The organism is Frankia sp. CcI156 (genome assembly GCF_001983015.1).
Lineage (GTDB): Bacteria > Actinomycetota > Actinomycetes > Frankiales > Frankiaceae > Frankia > Frankia casuarinae.
In genome coordinates, this window is sequence record NZ_MOMD01000026.1 from 20117 (window position 1) to 36258 (window position 16142).

12 protein-coding genes and 1 pseudogene are annotated in these 16142 nt (G+C 71.5%); 3 read left to right on the top strand and 10 right to left on the bottom strand.

The window, feature by feature from the left end:
• Positions 1-180: 180 nt before the first annotated feature.
• From CcI156_RS11745 to CcI156_RS11755, 3 genes are read right to left on the bottom strand one after another with little or no spacing between them, the layout of a single operon-like run.
• On the bottom strand, positions 181-2568 hold the full coding sequence (locus tag CcI156_RS11745; protein WP_076805662.1) for a glycosyltransferase family 39 protein: 2388 nt from the start codon (positions 2566-2568) through the stop codon (positions 181-183).
• 41 nt (positions 2569-2609) lie between these two features.
• Complete coding sequence (locus CcI156_RS11750; protein ID WP_254847382.1) at positions 2610-4328, bottom strand: cell wall metabolism sensor histidine kinase WalK; 1719 nt, start codon at positions 4326-4328, stop codon at positions 2610-2612.
• Positions 4325-5080 carry a response regulator transcription factor gene (locus tag CcI156_RS11755; RefSeq protein ID WP_023840873.1) on the bottom strand — a complete coding sequence of 252 codons (756 nt, stop codon included), beginning with the start codon at positions 5078-5080 and terminating at the stop codon, positions 4325-4327. The genes CcI156_RS11750 and CcI156_RS11755 overlap by 4 nt, the downstream gene beginning before the upstream one ends.
• A 388-nt stretch (positions 5081-5468) precedes the next feature.
• Between CcI156_RS11755 and CcI156_RS11760 the strand changes: the two genes are divergently transcribed.
• Complete coding sequence (locus CcI156_RS11760; protein WP_023840872.1) at positions 5469-5996, top strand: hypothetical protein; 528 nt, start codon at positions 5469-5471, stop codon at positions 5994-5996.
• A gap of 112 nt (positions 5997-6108) precedes the next feature.
• Here the strand turns inward: CcI156_RS11760 and CcI156_RS11765 are convergent, their stop codons facing one another.
• The 4 genes from CcI156_RS11765 to CcI156_RS11780 all read right to left on the bottom strand — a co-directional run bounded on the left by CcI156_RS11765 (position 6109) and on the right by CcI156_RS11780 (position 11473).
• Positions 6109-8439 carry an Hsp70 family protein gene (locus CcI156_RS11765; RefSeq protein ID WP_076805664.1) on the bottom strand — a complete coding sequence of 777 codons (2331 nt, stop codon included), beginning with the start codon at positions 8437-8439 and terminating at the stop codon, positions 6109-6111.
• 376 nt (positions 8440-8815) lie between these two features.
• Positions 8816-9421, bottom strand: a complete 606-nt coding sequence (locus tag CcI156_RS11770) for a hypothetical protein (protein ID WP_011434788.1) — start codon at positions 9419-9421, stop codon at positions 8816-8818.
• Between the two features lie 70 nt (positions 9422-9491).
• Positions 9492-10298, bottom strand: coding sequence for a response regulator transcription factor (locus CcI156_RS11775; RefSeq protein WP_011434789.1), 807 nt, complete (start codon positions 10296-10298; stop codon positions 9492-9494).
• Complete coding sequence (locus CcI156_RS11780) at positions 10295-11473, bottom strand: sensor histidine kinase (protein ID WP_254847383.1); 1179 nt, start codon at positions 11471-11473, stop codon at positions 10295-10297. The genes CcI156_RS11775 and CcI156_RS11780 overlap by 4 nt, the downstream gene beginning before the upstream one ends.
• A gap of 436 nt (positions 11474-11909) precedes the next feature.
• Here CcI156_RS11780 and CcI156_RS11790 point away from each other — a divergent pair, with 436 nt between their 5' ends.
• On the top strand, positions 11910-12158 hold the full coding sequence (locus CcI156_RS11790) for a DUF6158 family protein (RefSeq protein WP_011434791.1): 249 nt from the start codon (positions 11910-11912) through the stop codon (positions 12156-12158).
• A 36-nt stretch (positions 12159-12194) separates the two neighbouring features.
• Here the strand turns inward: CcI156_RS11790 and CcI156_RS11795 are convergent, their stop codons facing one another.
• Together CcI156_RS11795 and CcI156_RS11800 are read right to left on the bottom strand one after the other, a co-directional pair.
• Complete coding sequence (locus CcI156_RS11795) at positions 12195-14162, bottom strand: substrate-binding domain-containing protein (protein ID WP_011434792.1); 1968 nt, start codon at positions 14160-14162, stop codon at positions 12195-12197.
• 290 nt (positions 14163-14452) lie between these two features.
• Positions 14453-15181, bottom strand: a complete 729-nt coding sequence (locus CcI156_RS11800; protein WP_082456696.1) for an NTP transferase domain-containing protein — start codon at positions 15179-15181, stop codon at positions 14453-14455.
• Between the two features lie 125 nt (positions 15182-15306).
• Between CcI156_RS11800 and CcI156_RS11805 the strand changes: the two are divergent.
• Positions 15307-15510, top strand: a pseudogene (locus CcI156_RS11805) (zinc ribbon domain-containing protein); the annotation flags it as partial.
• A 109-nt stretch (positions 15511-15619) separates the two neighbouring features.
• On the opposite strand, the gene CcI156_RS11810 reads toward CcI156_RS11805, so the two are convergent.
• Positions 15620-16081 carry a MarR family winged helix-turn-helix transcriptional regulator gene (locus CcI156_RS11810; RefSeq protein ID WP_049761037.1) on the bottom strand — a complete coding sequence of 154 codons (462 nt, stop codon included), beginning with the start codon at positions 16079-16081 and terminating at the stop codon, positions 15620-15622.
• Positions 16082-16142: the final 61 nt, after the last annotated feature.

Genomic DNA, 16142 nt, shown 5'->3' on the forward strand with positions numbered 1-16142 from the left:
GTGGTTGTGGTGCGGAGCGGATTGGAACCATAACTGTGAGGCATCGCGTCGGTGAGGCATCGCGCCAACGCGGTGACGCCCACCAGGAGGATCGCGACGGCGATCGCGGCATCCTGGTGGGCGTCGCGTTCACCCGTGGCCCACGGGCTGGACGCCCGTCCGCGTCAGGCCACCGCAGCGTCAGGCAGTGACGCCGGTGCCCGTCGTGGAGCCGGTGGTGGCGCCGGTCTTCGGTGCGGTCAGGTCGTAGAGGGTCACGCCGTCGACCGTCTTCGAGGTGAAGTTCTCCGTCACCCAGCTGGAGATCTCCCGTGAGGACGAGCTACCGCCGTTGGCCTGACCGAAGCCGCCGCCGCCGATGAAGTAGTGGATCTTTCCTTCGGCGACGTACTGCTTGAACTGCGCCAGGGTGGGCGAGGGGTCGCTCCCGTTGAATCCGCCGACCGGCATGACCGGGTCCTGGGTCGCGAGCTGGTATCCGGCCGCGCTGTTCGAACCGACCGCGGCGGCGACCCAGGTGTAGGAGTCCGCGTTCTGCCTGAGCAGCTTCACGATCGTGTTGCTGGGAGTGACGGCGCTGAGTAGACCGCCTGGGCCACCGCCCCGGCTCTCCCGCCCGCCGAGGATCCCGTTCCCCAGCGTGGTGGTTCCGGTCCCGGCACCACCACCGGCCTGGCCGGGCATGCCGCCCTGGCCGCCGGGCATCTGCTGCCCATCRCCGGGGAAGGCCCCGCCGGGGAAGATTCCACCACCCTGTGGGCCGCCCTGTGCCCCGCGGCCCATCCCCCGCGGCGGGAAGCCCCGCTGACGGCCGGCCTGCAGGCCGCCCTGGCCCATGCGGAAGAAGCGGCCGCCACCCGGCCCGCCGAAGCCGGCGCCGGCGGGACCCGCCGCCGGGATCGAGCCGGTGTGCGGGGTCGCCGCGGTGGCGATGGCATACGAGCCGGGTCCGAGGAGCCCGGCGACCAGCGCCACGGTGGCGACACCGAGCGCGGCCCGCCGCGGCAGTCGGATGGCCGCGAGGAACCCGAGCGCCGCGATGATCCCGGCGACGAGCACGGCGTACCGGATCCATGGATGCCACTGGGGGGTGCGGTTCAACAGGGTGTAGCACCAGGCGGCGGTGGCGGCCATCGTGGCAGCCGAGACCACGGCGGCGGCGGGATGCCGGCGATGACGCCAGAGCAGCGCGCAGCCCATCCCCACCAGGGCACCGACCGCCGGGGCGAGCGCCACCGTGTAGTAGGCGTGGAAGATGCCCTTCATCTGGCTGAAGACGATGCCGGTGACGAGCAGCCAGCCGCCCCAGAGAAGGAAGGCGGCGCGGGCGCGGTTCGTCCGCGGGGCGCGCCGGGTGATCCACAGGCCGGCGACGAGCAGGATCAGTGCCGTCGGGAGCAGCCAGGAGATCTGACCGCCGACTTCCGAGCCGAACATGCGGGTCCAACCGGCCTGGCCCCACATGCCGCCCCCGTGGCCGCCCGGACCCCCGGGGCCGAAGATGACCGTGCCGCCGCCGGGAGYGGCGCCTGCCGCGCCGTTCCCGATGGATTCCGGCAGGCCGCCCATCCGGCCGCCCCGGCCACCGCCAACGCTGCCGGTCTCGTTGCCGGTAAGTCGGCCGAGTCCGTTGTAGCCGAGGGTGAGCTCCAGCAGGCTGTTGTGCTGTGAACCCCCGATGTAGGGGCGGGAGGACGCCGGAACGAGCTCCACGATCGCGATGAAGAGGCCGGCGGGGATCAGCAGTCCGAGCCCCGCGGCCAGGGTCTGCCGGACGCGCCGCCAGAACGAGGTCGGCGCGGTCACCAGGTACACCAGCGCGAAGACGGGGACGACGAGCAGTGCCTGCAGCAGCTTCGTCAGGAAGGCGAAGCTGACCAGGACCCCGGCGAACACCAGCCAGCGGGTGCTCGCCTGCTCGATCGCCCGCAACGTCGCGTAGGCCGCGGCGACCAGGAGCAGCACGAGCAGGGCGTCCGGGTTGTTGAACCGGAACATCAGGGCCGCGACCGGGGTCAGGGCCAGCACCGCGCCGGCGAGCAGGCCCGCACCGGCGGAGAACTGCCGCCGCACGGTCTGGTAAAGCAGGCCGACGGTGGCGACACCCATCAGCGCCTGGGGCACGAGGATGCTCCAGGCGCTGAGGCCGAAGATCCGGACGGACAGCGCCATGACCCACAGGGAGGCCGGCGGCTTGTCGACCGTGATTGAGTTGGCGGCGTCCGAGGAACCGTAGAAGAACGCCTTCCAGCTCACCGAGCCGGCCTGGACCGCGGCCGAGTAGAACGCGTTCGCCCACCCCGACGCGCCGAGGCCCCACAGGTAGAGCACACCCGTGCCCACCAGCAGGGTGACCAGTGCAGGTCGGACCCAGCGGGCGTCCTCGGCGGATACGTCTTCGGCGGATACGAGGCCACCGGAGCCGCCGACCGGGAGCCCGGTCTCGGTGGGGGCGTCGGGGGAGGGCACGTGGTGGGGCTGGTCCCTGGTCCACGGCATGCGCCGCCGATGTCCAGGGGCCCGACCGCCTCCGGAGAGGGGCACCGGGTCGGTGAGTATGGGCGACATGGGGATCACTGTCGACCGCGGACCTTTCGGCTTCTTGTGATCTACCTGTGCGCAGGCTGTGAAGCTCGGTCGGGGTGCGTCGGGCCGGTCAGGCGGGCAGGCTCGGACGGGACCGTCYCCGAGGGGGGGAGGCATCGGGGCAGCTCGACCATGAAGGCGGTGCGTCCCGGCTCGCTCGTGGCCCGCACGTGCCCGTGATGTGCCTCGACGACGGCGGCGACGATGGCGAGCCCCAGCCCGGTGCTACCGGCGGCGCGGGACCGCGAGCTGTCGCCGCGCGCGAAGCGTTGGAAGACCTCGGGGAGCAGATCCGGAGGGATGCCCGGGCCGTCGTCCACGACCGCGAGGATCGCCGTGGGGCCGCTCACGGTCAGGCTCGCCGTGACCTGGGTGCCAGGCGGCGTGTGGGTGCGGGCGTTGGCCAGCAGGTTCGCGAGAACCTGGTGCAGGCGGGCCGGGTCCCCGGTGACCGTGACCGGCTCCTCGGGCAGGTCGAGAGCGAAGCGGTGGCCCGGGGCAGCCACGTGCGCGTCGTTGACCGCGTTGACGATCAGCCGGGAGACGTCCACCGGTTCCCGGACCAGGTCCCGACCGGAGTCGAGCCGGGCGAGCAGCAGCAGGTCGGAGACCAGCGCCGTCATCCGCGCGCTTTCGGACTCGACCCGGCTCATCGCGTAGGTGACGTCCGCGGGGACGTGCTCGCGGGTCCGGCGGGTCAGCTCGGCGTACCCGCTGATCGCCGCGAGCGGAGTGCGCAGTTCGTGGCTGACGTCGGCGAGGAACTGGCGCATCCGCATCTCGCTCGCGTGGCGGGCGGCCAGCGCGGCACCGATGTGGCCGAGCATCCGGTTGAGCGCCGCCCCGACCTGGCCGACCTCTGTGCGCGGGTCGGTGTCTACCTGCGGCACCCGCACCGACAGGGCCACCTCACCCCGGTCGAGGGGTAGCTCGGCGACCCGGGAGGCCGTCGCTGCGACCCGCCGCAGCGGTCGCAGCGTGACGCGGACGATCGCCGTGCCGGCGATCGCGGCGGCCGCGACCCCCACCAGCGCCACCACCCCAGCGATCATTGTCATCCTGGTGAGGGTCGCGTTCACCTGTTTCATCGGCAGCCCGGTGACGACGATCATATCGTCATGGGTGGTCCTCGCGAGGAGCCGATAGTCACCCTGATCGCCGAACGCCCGGGTATACGGCCGCAGGTAGGCGGGAATGCCCGCGACGACGGCGGTCTCGGCGGTGGTCAGCTCCTTCCCCTCGCCGGCGGTATCGATGAAGGCCCCGTAGGTTCCATCCTCGCCCACGACGGCTCCCAGCGTTCCCGGATCGACCGGTCCACGGAAGAACCGGCGGACCCGCAGCTGCTGCGGGCTGAGGCTGGACGGCTGGTCGGCGGCAGCGGAGTCGGCGGCAGCGGTGGCAGCGGAGTCGGTGGCAGCGGAGTCGGTGGCAGCGGAGTCGGCGGCAGCGGTGGCAGCGGAGTCGGCGGCGGCCGGGGCCGGGAGGGCCGGCAGGGCCGGGAAGGACRGGAGGTTCTGGAGAAAGGTGGGTTCCGGCCGGTCCCATCGCCCGCTGGCCTCCCGCAGCCGCCTGTCGAGCTGGTCGACGAGGACTCCTCGCAGCGCGACGGCGGTGACGAACACGATCACMAGCGAGACGGTCGCCAGCAGGAGCATCAGTAGGGCGAGCAGCCGGGTGCGCAGTGACCAGCGCGAGGGCGCGACCGGCACGATCCGGACCCGGTGAGCCGGGGAGCTCATGCCGGGCCCGGCGAGGTGCCCCTCGATGACGGGGTGGCGGAGGTCCTCGGTGCCAGCGCCGGATCGGCCGGCCGCAGGACGTACCCGGCCCCGCGCATCGTGTGGATCATCGGGGGGCGGCCGGCGTCGATCTTCTTGCGCAGGTACGAGACGTAGAGCTCGACGACGTTCGCCTGGCCGCCGAAGTCGTAGTTCCAGACCCGGTCGAGGATCTGGGCCTTGCTGAGCACCCGGCGTGGGTTGCGCATGAAGAAGCGCAGCAGCTCGAACTCGGTGGCGGTGAGGTGCACCGGCTGGCCGGCGCGCTGCACCTCCCGGCTCTCCTCGTCCATCGTGAGATCGCCGACGACGAGCCGGGCGCCCTGCAACGCCTCGGTGGTGCGCGCGGCGCGGCGCATCAGTCCGCGCAGCCGCGCGACGAGCTCCTCGAGACTGAACGGCTTCGTGACGTAGTCGTCGCCGCCGGCGGTGAGCCCCGCCACCCGGTCCTCGACGGCGTCCCGGGCGGTCAGAAACAGCACCGGTACGTCCGGGCTCTCCGCCCGCAGGCGCCGAAGCACCTCCAAGCCGTCCATGTCGGGCAGCATGATATCGAGAACCACCGCGTCCGGCCGGAAGTCGCGGGCGAGCCGCAGCGCTCCGCGACCATCCGCGGCGCTGCGCACTTCCCACCCCTCGTAGCGCAGCGCCATCGACAGCAGCTCCGCCAGTGTTGTCTCGTCGTCCACCACGAGGACCCGCACCGGTTGCATGGTGTCAGCTTCGCCTCCTTGGCTGGCTGTTACCTGAGGTCTTGCTGTGAGCCTGCTGTGAATGCCGGGTCTGTGAATGCCCGGCGGGGCCGCGGAATCGTAGGCGTGCCACTCGCCGCGATGTCCATCGACGAGACGACCGGGACCCCCTCGAATGGCAGCCTCTCCCGGGGTGGCGGGCCCGACGGCTTGGATGGGATGRACACCACGCTCGATCAAGTATTGCACCACATTTTGCCAAGATTTTATCTTGGTGAGACCAATGAGGGCGAGAGTAGTGAGGGATGGGTGAATCTCAACGAGATCACGATGTGATCTGTCGTCGGGTTGACCGTCGGAGTATCCCCCTTCAGGGGGTTCACCTGCGCAAACTGGGTAGGTGCACAGCATGGCTCGCCACAGTCGTCCTCGGTCCGCCGTCCGCGGTAACCGTCCCCGTATCGTGCGCCGGGTGGTACTGCCCACCGCAACTCTGGTCACCGCGGGAGTCGTGACCGTGGGTACGGCGTTTGCCTGTTCCAGGTCGTCCTCAGTGGCGTCGGTTCCCGGGGAAACCAGCCGCGTCGTCGCTGCCGTGGCTCGCGGCGCCGGCACCTTCCCGCCGTCGGCCGGGGATGCGGACGCGATTGCCGAGGCGGTCCGGACGAGCTCGTTCACCGCGAATGTTCCGCCGCAGAACTACGAGGTCACCGGAACCACCCTGGCCGCCAGCGACCCGAGCTGGGCACTGACCGAGCTGCGCCCGACCGTGGCCGATCTCGACCGGGCCGAGGGTGTACTGCATCACACGGGCTCCGGGTGGGAACTGGTCCAGCTCGGTACCTACGAGGTCGGGTGTGGCGTCGCGCCCGAGGCGGTGCTGGACGACCTCGGCCTGCAGTGCCCGCCACGGGACGGCGCGGTCTTTCCGACCTGATCTCCGGGAGTTCCGGGATCTCCGGGAGTTCCGGGATCTCCGGGAGTTCCGGGATCTCCGGGAGTTCCGGGATCTCCGGGCGGCGGCTGTGCCTGCCGGGACGGCCGGAGCGTCAGGGGGTGTAGATGATGTCCCAGAGCCGAGCGGTCATGTCGGTACTGGTGGTGGCGAGCAGGAGGCCGTAGGGGGCGAACGCGCAGCTCATCACCGTGCTGCTGTGCCCGGTGAGGGTGGCGATCGCGGACCCGGTCGCGACGTCCCACAGTTGCGCGGTGTCGTCGGTGCTCGCCGTCGCCAGCAGGTGGCCGTCCGGGGAGAAGGCGCAGCTCTGCGCCGAACCCGGCAGAGTGAGCACGGTGGTGCCGCTGGAGGCGTCGGTGAGCCGGGTGCCCTCGTTGCCGCTCGTCGCGAGCAGCCGGCCGTCGGGGGAGAAGGCGCATCCGCCGGCGAAGTTCGTGTGCCCCGGCAGGCTCATGATGATCTCGCCAACCGTGACGTYCCACAGCAGGGTGGACTCCGCGCCGGCGGTGACCAGCAGCCGGCCGTCGGGGGAGAAGGCGCAGCCGTAGACCGAGCCGCGATGGCCGTTGAGGGTGGCAAGGTTTTTCCCGGTCGACGAACCCCACAGCCGGACGGTGCGGTCGGTACTGGTCGTGGCGAGCAGGCTGCCGTCCGGGGAGAAGGCGCAGCCGTACACGGGTCCCCGGTGCCCGGTCAGGGTCACCGTCTGGCGGGCGGCGTCAACGTCCCAGATGCGGGCCGTCTTGTCGCTGCCGGTGGTGGCGAGCAGCTTGCCGTCCGAGGAAAAGGCGCAGCCGTGCACGACCAGGCTCTTGCGTCCGCTGAGTGTGACCGACGTTCGGCCGGTGGCGACGTCCCACAGCCGGGTGCCGTCCTTGCTGGTGGTGGCGAGCAGCTTGCCGTCCGGGGAGAAGGCCGCCGAGGTGACGTCGCGTTCGTGTCCCTTGAGGGTGGCCCGCGCGGTGACCTCGACGTGGTGGGACGGGCGGCTGCTGCGCTCGAAGCCGCGCAGGTCCGCCGGCACCGCCGACCCCATCGGCACCGGCCCGGACGGAAGTGTGGTCGCCAACCAGTCGGCGTCGCGGACCGGAGTGCCGGGTGCCGCGTGGGTGTGGATGAGGCTACCCGGCGCCTCGGCGGCCAGGTCGAACAGGGAACCGTCGGTGAGGCGGACCCGCGCCAGCACGGCGCTCGCGTCGAAGCGCTCCCCGGGCTCGACGAGCCAGCGCACCATCGTCGCCCGCCCGCCGGGGATGTCCCAGCGAGCCGGTTGCAGGACCGGATTCGGGCGCGCCGCGGTGGTCCGGCGGGTGGAGACCGAGCTTGCCCAGGCGGCGGCGCCGAGCACCACGGCGAGCTCGGGATCGGCGGGGAGGTAGATCTGCTGCCCCGGCCAGTCGGTGCCGACCCCGAGCCGACCTTCGAGGATGTCGGTGACGACCGGGATCCGGGAGCTGCCACCGACGAGGAGCACCCCACTCAGCTTGTCCGGTCCGTAACCGGAGGACTTCAGCAAGTGCTGGCAGCAGGCCATCGTGCGGGCCAGGATGGGGGAGGCGAGCTGGGCGAACCGGTCACGCTGCATGCTGACCAGCAGGCCGGCCGGGCTGAAAACATCCTCCACCACGGCGATGTCGGAGAGTTGATGTTTCACTGCCCGGGCGAAGTCGAGCAGCTCGTGGCGGGTCCGGTTGGCCGTGGTCTGGAACGTCTCGCCGATCCCGGGCGGATTCAGTAGCGGTTCCAGCCCCGGCCCGTACAACCCCAGGATCTCGTCGAACAGAATCTGGTCGAGTTCGCGGCCGCCGCAGTCGTGCAGAGCCGAGTGGGAGAGCATCTCGTGCCGGCCGTCCTCACCGACCGCGACCAGCGCCCCCTCGAACGTCCCGCCGCCCAGGTCGTACACGAGCATGAGCGAGCCGGGCTCGGGCGCGACGCCGACCACCGGCGACCAGGCCGCCGCGACCGGCTCGGCGAGCAGGTCCACGTCGACGAACCCGGCGGCCTCCGCTGCGGCGATCATCGTCCGGCGCAGCGGGCCGGCGGGATCGTAGCTCGCCGGTATCGTGACGACGGCCCGCGACAGCGCCGCACCACCGAGCTGCTGTTCGGCCTCGGCCTTCAGCGCGGACAGCACCGCGGTCACCAGCACGTGCGCCGGATAGCTGCGGCCGTCGAGTGACACGGCGCTGTCCCGGGCCAGATCGCGCTTGACCTCGCCGCGGTACGCCGCGGGCCAGATCCGCTTGCGCCGCTCGGCGAGCGTGCCGACGATCAGGCTGCCGCCATCCACGAAGACCGACGCGGGCCAGCTCGCCGAGCCGCTCGCGGGCTCCTTCACCGGTTCGATGCGACCGTCGACGGCCAAGGCGGCCGAGGCACTGCAGGTGCCGTAGTCGATGGCGAGGATCGGCTCGCCCACAGCACCCCCTGTCCACGTTTCCAGTGGGCAGATCGTAGCGATGTCGACAAAGCCACCAGCGACACCCTCATCAGTGGGGCGAACGCCGGGACCGAATGTTTGTGACCGGTTGCCCCCCGTGGCGGCTTTCACCGGTGCGGACAGCGGCGGCCGGCGCTTGCCGGTATGAACAGGCGGACTGCCGACCTTCCCCGACGACCGACAGTCCGCGGAATCACGCCGGTGCGCCCCCGATTCGGCACCAAGCCATCTCGCTCCCCCCGACGATCCGGCCCGAACCCGTCGCACCGGCGCGGTCCCTACCCTCGATCCTGGTAGTTCCGATGGGCCGACACCATCCCTCAATCATCGGGGGAAAGCGGATGATCCCCGGCCGTTACCGATCCGTCCGGGTAATCCATCGGCTGGGGCGCCAGGGCGCGCGACGCAGGTCGCCCATGGCTGCCGCCAGCCCGGCTACCTGCTCGGCGGCCTGCTTGCCGAGATCAACGGCCACGGTGCGCGGTAGCGAGGACCCCTCGCCCGGGATCGTGCGCAGCCGGGCGACCACCGGTCCGAGCCGGATGATCTGAAGGTAGCCCGCGAGCGAATCGCCGGTGACGAGATGCAGGTGGGCGGACCCGGCCGTGCCGTCCGTGACGGGCCTGGCCCGGGCGACCAGGCGTCGGGTGAGTGCGGCGGCCCGCCGGTTGTTGCGCAGCAGCCACCGCGAGTCGTCCAGCCGGTACAGATCCGCGTCCGGGGTACCCAGCCAGATCGCRTGCCCACGGTGCACCGCCTGGATCTCACGGCCGTCCGCCTCGGGATTCGTGCCGTCACCGGGGATCGGTTGGTCAGCCGGATGGGCCGTCGCGACGTCGGGAGATCTGATCCGCCACATGCCGACGGGGAGCGCCTCCGGTCCCAGGAACGACCCGCGGAAGGCCGCCCAGAGACGACAGGACCGCGGATGACCCTCATCCTCGCCGCCTCCCCCGCCCATCCTGACGAGGGTGTGACCGAAGCCGGCGCAGGGCAATCCCTCGAAATCAAGGGGCCTCAATCGAGGGGGCTCAGCCGAATCCGAGCTCGCGGGCCCAGAGGGCGGCCGCGGTGCTGGGCGGGATCGTCGCCGGGGCGTCGGGATGGCTCGCCACGTACTTCGCCTTCGCCGTGCGCAGATAGTCGGCGACGACACTGGCCTTGACGTTCATCGCCCGCGCCGCTTCCCGGTGGGACATACCCCGGCAACCGACGAGGACCATCACCTCGGCCTCCCGCGGGGAGGGCCGGTGCAGGCGGCGCCGTCGGCGGGCGGCGTCGAAGATTCGATCGAGCAGGTCGTGCACGGCGGCGGCGGTCATTCCCCACTCGCCGCGCAGCTCGTCAATGAGGTCGCCCTGGGCGAGTCCGCGCAGCAGGTTCCGTTCCCCGGGGCCGATCTCGCCCCGGGACAGCGGTCGCCGGTGCGCATCCTCCAGCAGAAACCCGGCGAGGCGGGCGGAGACGTGGAAGCTACCCCCGGCGACGGCGGTCACCGCCGCCACGAACTGCTGGGCCGGGGCGGTCTTCTCGACGAAGCCGCGAGCCTGCGCGGCGACCGCGTCGAGGACCTCGTCCGGTGTCGCAACCCCGGAGGTCGCCAGCACCCGAAGACCGCGTCGATGCAGGTCGGCCACGGCGGCGGCCCCGGACACCCCGGGCAGGTGCAGGTCGCACACCACGATCCCGGGCGTGGTGTCCCGGTCGAAGGTCTCCAGGCTCGGGGCCGGCGCCAGCACGGAGAACCCCGCGCCGGCGAACCTGGCGGCCAGCGATTCGGTGGCGATYGGATGATCGTCGATGATCGCCACCGAGACCGGCCGGCGATCGACGCTCATCRGCCGGTCCCGGGCGCGCCGGCTCCGGTCGGCTCGGCGGCGGGCCAGCGGAAGGTCACCTTCGTCCCATCGCCCGGCCAGGCGGTCACCAGGGTCTCCCCGCCATACCGGCGCAGGGCGGAATAGCTTCCGGTCATGCCCCCGCCCGCTCGGACGGAGCCGGGATCGAACCCCACGCCCCTGTCCCGGACGACCACCAGCACCGAATCCGCGTCGCCCTCGACGAAGAGGTGGACCTCGTCGGTGCTGGCGGAGTGTCGGACCACGTTGCGCAGGGCCTCCCTCGTCGCGGCCACCAGTGCCTCGCGGACCTCCGCGGGCGGTTCGCCCTTGATCGACACGAAGGGCACCAGGGCGAGCCCCTCGTCGGCCAAGGCGTCCACGACCGCGGACATMATCTCCTCGAGGCCGTTCTGGGTGGAGTCCGGTGAAGCCGTGCCGTCGACGGCCAGGGCCCGCGGGTCCATCCCGCGTGGATCCATGATGATCCGACGCGCCCGCTGTGCCCCGCGCCGGGCCTCCCGGACGAGTGCCGGTGAGGGCACTCCACCGGCGGCAACATGATCGACGACGGGGAGCAGGTAGTCGTGGATCTCCCGATGGGTGATCTCACGCTGGCGCAGGCTTTCGGCCTCCTTCTCCTGCTCGATCGCGAGCCGCCCGGYCGCCGCGGCCTCGTCCTGGGCGGCCGCGGTCGCCGCGCAGAGCGCGCGCAGCTCGCGGGCGATGAGCATGGCGACGACGTACCACAGGGCGAAGCCCAGCAGGTCCGAACCGAGCTTGAGGGAGACATCCGGCAGCACGGCCAGGCTCCATGCCGCCATCAGGACGGCCACCGCACCGACCGCGAGCAGCGTCAGCCCGAGGCCGAAGCCGATGCCCGCGGGTGCGACGAGGCTGAACGGCACGAGCTCAGTCATGATCTTGTTGCGTTCGTCGGGTTGCGCGGCTCTGGACCCGACGAGCATCAGCGCCACGCAGAAGGCGACGTCCGCCAGGACCAACCGGGGGGACAGCCGGCCCGGCCGCCGCCAGACCCGCCAGGTGAACCAGGATGCCTCGACGGCCGCGGCAGCCACGATCAGCACGGCGATCCACGGGTGGCGCAGGCGAGCCCAGCCGAAGAGCGGGATGATCACGAACGTCGCACAGGCTGCTCGGGTGTAGCCGAMCATCCGGGACATGCGTTGCTCGGTACGTTGGATGACGTCGCAGGAAGAAGCCGCCGATCCAACCAGCCCGGTCATAGTGCGCAACGGTAGCGAGCCAGCCACAGATCGACCAGCGTCTGCCAGCGCCTGACCAGAAGGAGCGGGCATCTGGTCGTCCCGGTGTGTGAAGAGGGCCATCCGGGCACCGCAATCAGATGCAGACCACGTATCCCGTCATCGTCACGGTCGCGCCGCCGGGTCCCGGCCCGACGCCACCCGAGCCCTCGCCGCCCTCGCCGATCCCCGATCCTGTTCTGCCCGGTCCCGAGCCGACGCCACCCGAGCCCGCGCCGGATCCGGTACCACCGCCCGGCCCGGGGCCGGATGTTCCGATCCCGCCGAACCTGCTGGTCCTCCCGCCAGCCGGGAATCGCGCCGCCGGAATGGGTAGACCGAGGGCATGATGCACCGACCAGCTGGAATTCCCGCGCAGGAGCTGACCGACGTCGATCTCGTCCGAGAGCTGCGGCACCTGCATCGTACCCGGCACGATGCCTTCATCGCGGGGAGCGAGGACGCCTTCGAGACCCACACCGCACGGATGCTGGAGCTCGAACGCGAATACCTGCGGAGGTTCCCGGACGCCGCGAGTCCCGATCCGCGCCGGACCCGAGCCGGCAGACGGCGTGCCGCCGGAGTTCCCGTCTGAGCGGTTTCAGGGGCGCGGTTTCAGGGGCGCGTGGCTTCAGGGGCGGACGCGGGTGAGCGCGTCGAGGTAGATGTCGACCACCTGGCTCGGGTCCGGCCGGAGGTAGGAGCGTCCTGCGGTCGCCGCGGCGATGCGCGACAGCGCGGTGAGGTCGGCGTCGTTGCTGTAGGCGATCATGATTATGGCGACCGGCCGCTTCGGGTCGTACTCGGCGTGCAGCTGTTCGATCAGGCTGTCCAGGCTCGGCGCGGCCGCACCCCGGTTCGTGTCGCGACCGTCGGTGAGGATGACGACCTGGTTGAGCCGGCCGGGGACGTAGTGCTGGGTCAGGAAGCGGAAGGCCGCGAGCGTGGTGGCATACAGATCGGTGGCTCCGCCGGGGACGATCCCGGCCTGCGCGGCGATCAGCTCGTCCCGATGGGTGCCGCCTCGTCCGGGTGCGTTGAGCGCAGCCATCGGCACGAGATCCCGGTAGCCCTGGACTCCCTGGGCGCCCTGCTCGCCGGAGAACCGCCAGAGACCRACCTGGCTGTCGGGTGCGAACAGGCGCAGGCCGGCCAGGGAGGTCTCGACGGCCGCCTGCAGCCGAGTTCTTGACGGGTCGGTGCCCGGGACCGGTTCGGCCATCGATCCGGAGCTGTCGAGCGCCACGAGGGTGGCACCACGCTGACGGGCATGGCGGAAGAACCGCCGAGCCGTGCCGAGCGTGCTGTCGGAGGCGTCCGTGCTCGCCAGCTTCGGCGGGACGGAGCGCACCCCGTCGGTCGCGTTKAGCGTCCCGGCCAGCCCGCCTGGGTCATCGTGGCCCGCCAGCTCGGTGGGTGTGCGGAAACCGGCTCCGCTGAGAGCCGCGCGGCCCGCGTCCCCGCGCAGGAACGCGGCGAAGGCGTCCGCCGCGGCCCGCCGGGACGACGAGCTCGCCGTCTTCTTCAGGACGATGTACGGCACCGTCGCCGTGAACATCCCGTCCGAGGGGTAGGACGCCACCAGCGTCGTGGTCGGGGGGTTACCGTTCTGGCTTGTCAGGGACCGGTTGTAGGCGATGACATCGGCCTCCAGAGCCGGGAAGGCCGAGGGAGCGGATCCGGCCGCGCCGTTCTCCGTGCCGCCGGTGCGCACCGAGTCGAAGAGTTGCTGGTCATACTCTGGCAGCCAGTCGATGGAGCGTTCCTGCCGGAGCACGGTGAGCTGGGCCGCGCGATCCTGGTCGAACGTGCCGGTGGTCATCTCGGCCGCGGTGAGTCCGCGGGCGGCGCCCACCGTTGCGATGACGGCCCGCAGCGCGGCGGCCGAGTGCTCCGGATTGGCCATGGCGAACCGGAAGTCCCCCCACTGGGGCTCGCCCCGGTGGGTCCAGAAATCGGCCTCGCCCGCGGCCGCGGCCAGTTCGGCCCAGGTCACATGATGTTCGGGCCAACCGAGGCGCTGTGCCATGAGTCTCGGCATGGCGATGACGACGGGCGATCCCGCGATCGTCGTGGCCTTCGCCGGCAGTTTCGCCGTGACCGGGTCCGATTCCTGGCCCAGCTCCAGCCAGTCGGCCGACTCCGGGATCCAGACGTCGGGCGGCCCGGGGGAGTCCGGCGACTCCGGCCGGGACAGCGTGTCGAGCACCCGGTCGGAGGCGACCACCGACACGGCGAGGGTCACGCACGGGCCCGCCGAGCCCTCGGCACCGGCGCGCTGACGATCGAAGTCGGCGGCGAGCCGGCTGATCGGCGCCGCGAGTGCCGGCGCGGTGGTGATGGTCAGGGTGGCCCGTTCGCCGCCGTCCGCGCATTCCCCGGCCGATCCGGCATCCCAGGCGGCGCGGGCCGCGAACCCGATCCCGGTGGCGGTCAACGCGCCCAGTACAAGCAGCGCCGCGCCGCTGACGATGCCCAGGCCGACGGTGACGGCACGGCCGCGGCCACCGGCCCGGGACCCRCCATACCGGGACGCGCCGTGATGGGACGCGCCACCACGAAATCTGTTGCGGCGGGATCGATGGCGGGCGTCGGACACGGAGACGTCCTTTCCGCGAGCGAGCGTCGTGTCCGTCCCTGACCCGCCACCAGCACGATGGTCTGCGTAACGTTTCCCGCCGAGCCCATCGCGCAGCGCCCGACACCATCCCCGGGTGTCCGGCCAGCCTCAGATGGTGATGGTATGGTGCCCCGCGCCGGTTCCCGTGCCGCCGATACTGCCGGTGGCCCGGTTGGGCGTCATCCTTTCTTGGAATACCGGGGTTCGCTGTTGTTCTTCCGTTTCTCACGTCGTTGCGGCGGTGTTCCTACTCATGGGTCCTTAGCGTTCTACCCGGGCTGGGTGTGCGTGTCGCCGCTGGCGAGGTCGGCGGGGGTTTCGAGGTCGGCGGGGGTTTCGAGGTCGGCGGGGGTGTTGACGTCGGCGGGTGAGCCGGTGCCGTCGCAGGGCACGCCGGTGACCTCTCCCGGGTGGGCCCGCAGCCACGCCCGGGCGCCGGCCTCGCCGCGCGCGAGAGCCGCCACCTCGGGCCAGACCGAGCGGCGTAGCAGGACGGGATGGGCCGGCCGGCCTCCGTAGGTGGCGGTCATCGCCGGATGGGCCGACCCCGGGTCGGCCGCGGCGGAGATCAGACGTTGCACCGCCGCCGCGCCGAGGGAAGGTTGGTCCACCAGGGTGACAACCACGGCGTCGGTGTCGGTGCCGACCAGGGCGGCGAGACCGGCCCGCAGCGACGCGCCGACACCCTCGGTCCACCGCGCGGCCGATACCAGGCGAACCTCCGGTATCAGGCCGGCCGTGGGTTCCAGGCCGATCTCGGGCGCATCCCAGCCCGCGGGCGCCGGCCCGGCGACCCGGCGGGTGGCGAGGCGTCGCACGACGATGCCCACCTCGTCCGCGGCGGCGCCGGTGACGACCACGACCGGCCGGCAGCCCCCCGCCGTGAGCAGGCGGACACCCCGCTCGACCAGCGTCACACCGCCCAACTCGACCAGAGCCTTGGGGCGTCCCATCCGCCGTCCTGCCCCGGCAGCGAGCAGCAGACCGGCGACGTTCACCGGATTCGCGGCGTGGATGCCCCACGAGAGATTCGTGAAGTCACATTTTCACCTTCGTGATCTGGACAGGCATCGGGCTGCTTCTGGTCGGTGATGCCTGGCCATGCTAGGCGGAGCCGTCCCACGCTGGCTGGTCGCGGTTCGTCGGGATGCTGGAGTACAAGGCCGCCCGGTACGGCCGGACCGTGGTGAAGGTCGACCGGTGGTTTGCGTTGTCGCAGGTCTGTTCGGCGTGCGGGGTGAAGGACGGGCCGAAACCACTGACCGTCCGGTCGTGGACGTGCCCGGCCTGCGGGGTCGTCCACGACCGGGATGCGAACAGCGGCGTAGCAGGCGGGAATCTCCACCCTTCAGGGCGGAGAGGACGTCAAGAGGCGGCGATACCGAAGATGCCGACCGTCATCGACCTCGGGCGATACGTAGCGACCCCGCATCGTRTTAATGGGGCCTATCCTGGTCGACGATGCGGGCCAACATCGACAACAGGGCGGTCTGTTCCTCCTCGGACAGCGGCGCCAGCAGCTTGTCGTTCATCTGGTCGATGCGGTCCGCCACCTGACCGTGGGTCGACTCTCCCCGCTTGGTCAGCCGCAGGACGTTGCGCCGGCCATCACGCGGGTCACGGACCCGGCGGATGAGCCCACGCTGCACGAGCCTCGCCACCACATCGGCCACCGTCGACCGATCCAGGGAGGCTCGTTCTCCGAGCGTGCGCTGATCAATATCGGGATCAGCGAGCAGGCTGTTGAGGACCACGAACTGCGGAGGTGTCGTCTCGGTCGAGACAGTGGTGGTCCAGAGCTGATAGGTCACCTGCTGGAGCCGGCGGGCCAGCTGGCCGGGATGGCTGGACAGGTCGACCACGCCGTGGCCGCCCGGGGCGGCCGGCCGCGAGGTCAGGGTGGCCGGCCCAGTGGCGCGTTGTTCAGGGAGGCGTTCGCCGGAGTTCTCCGGTGCGGCT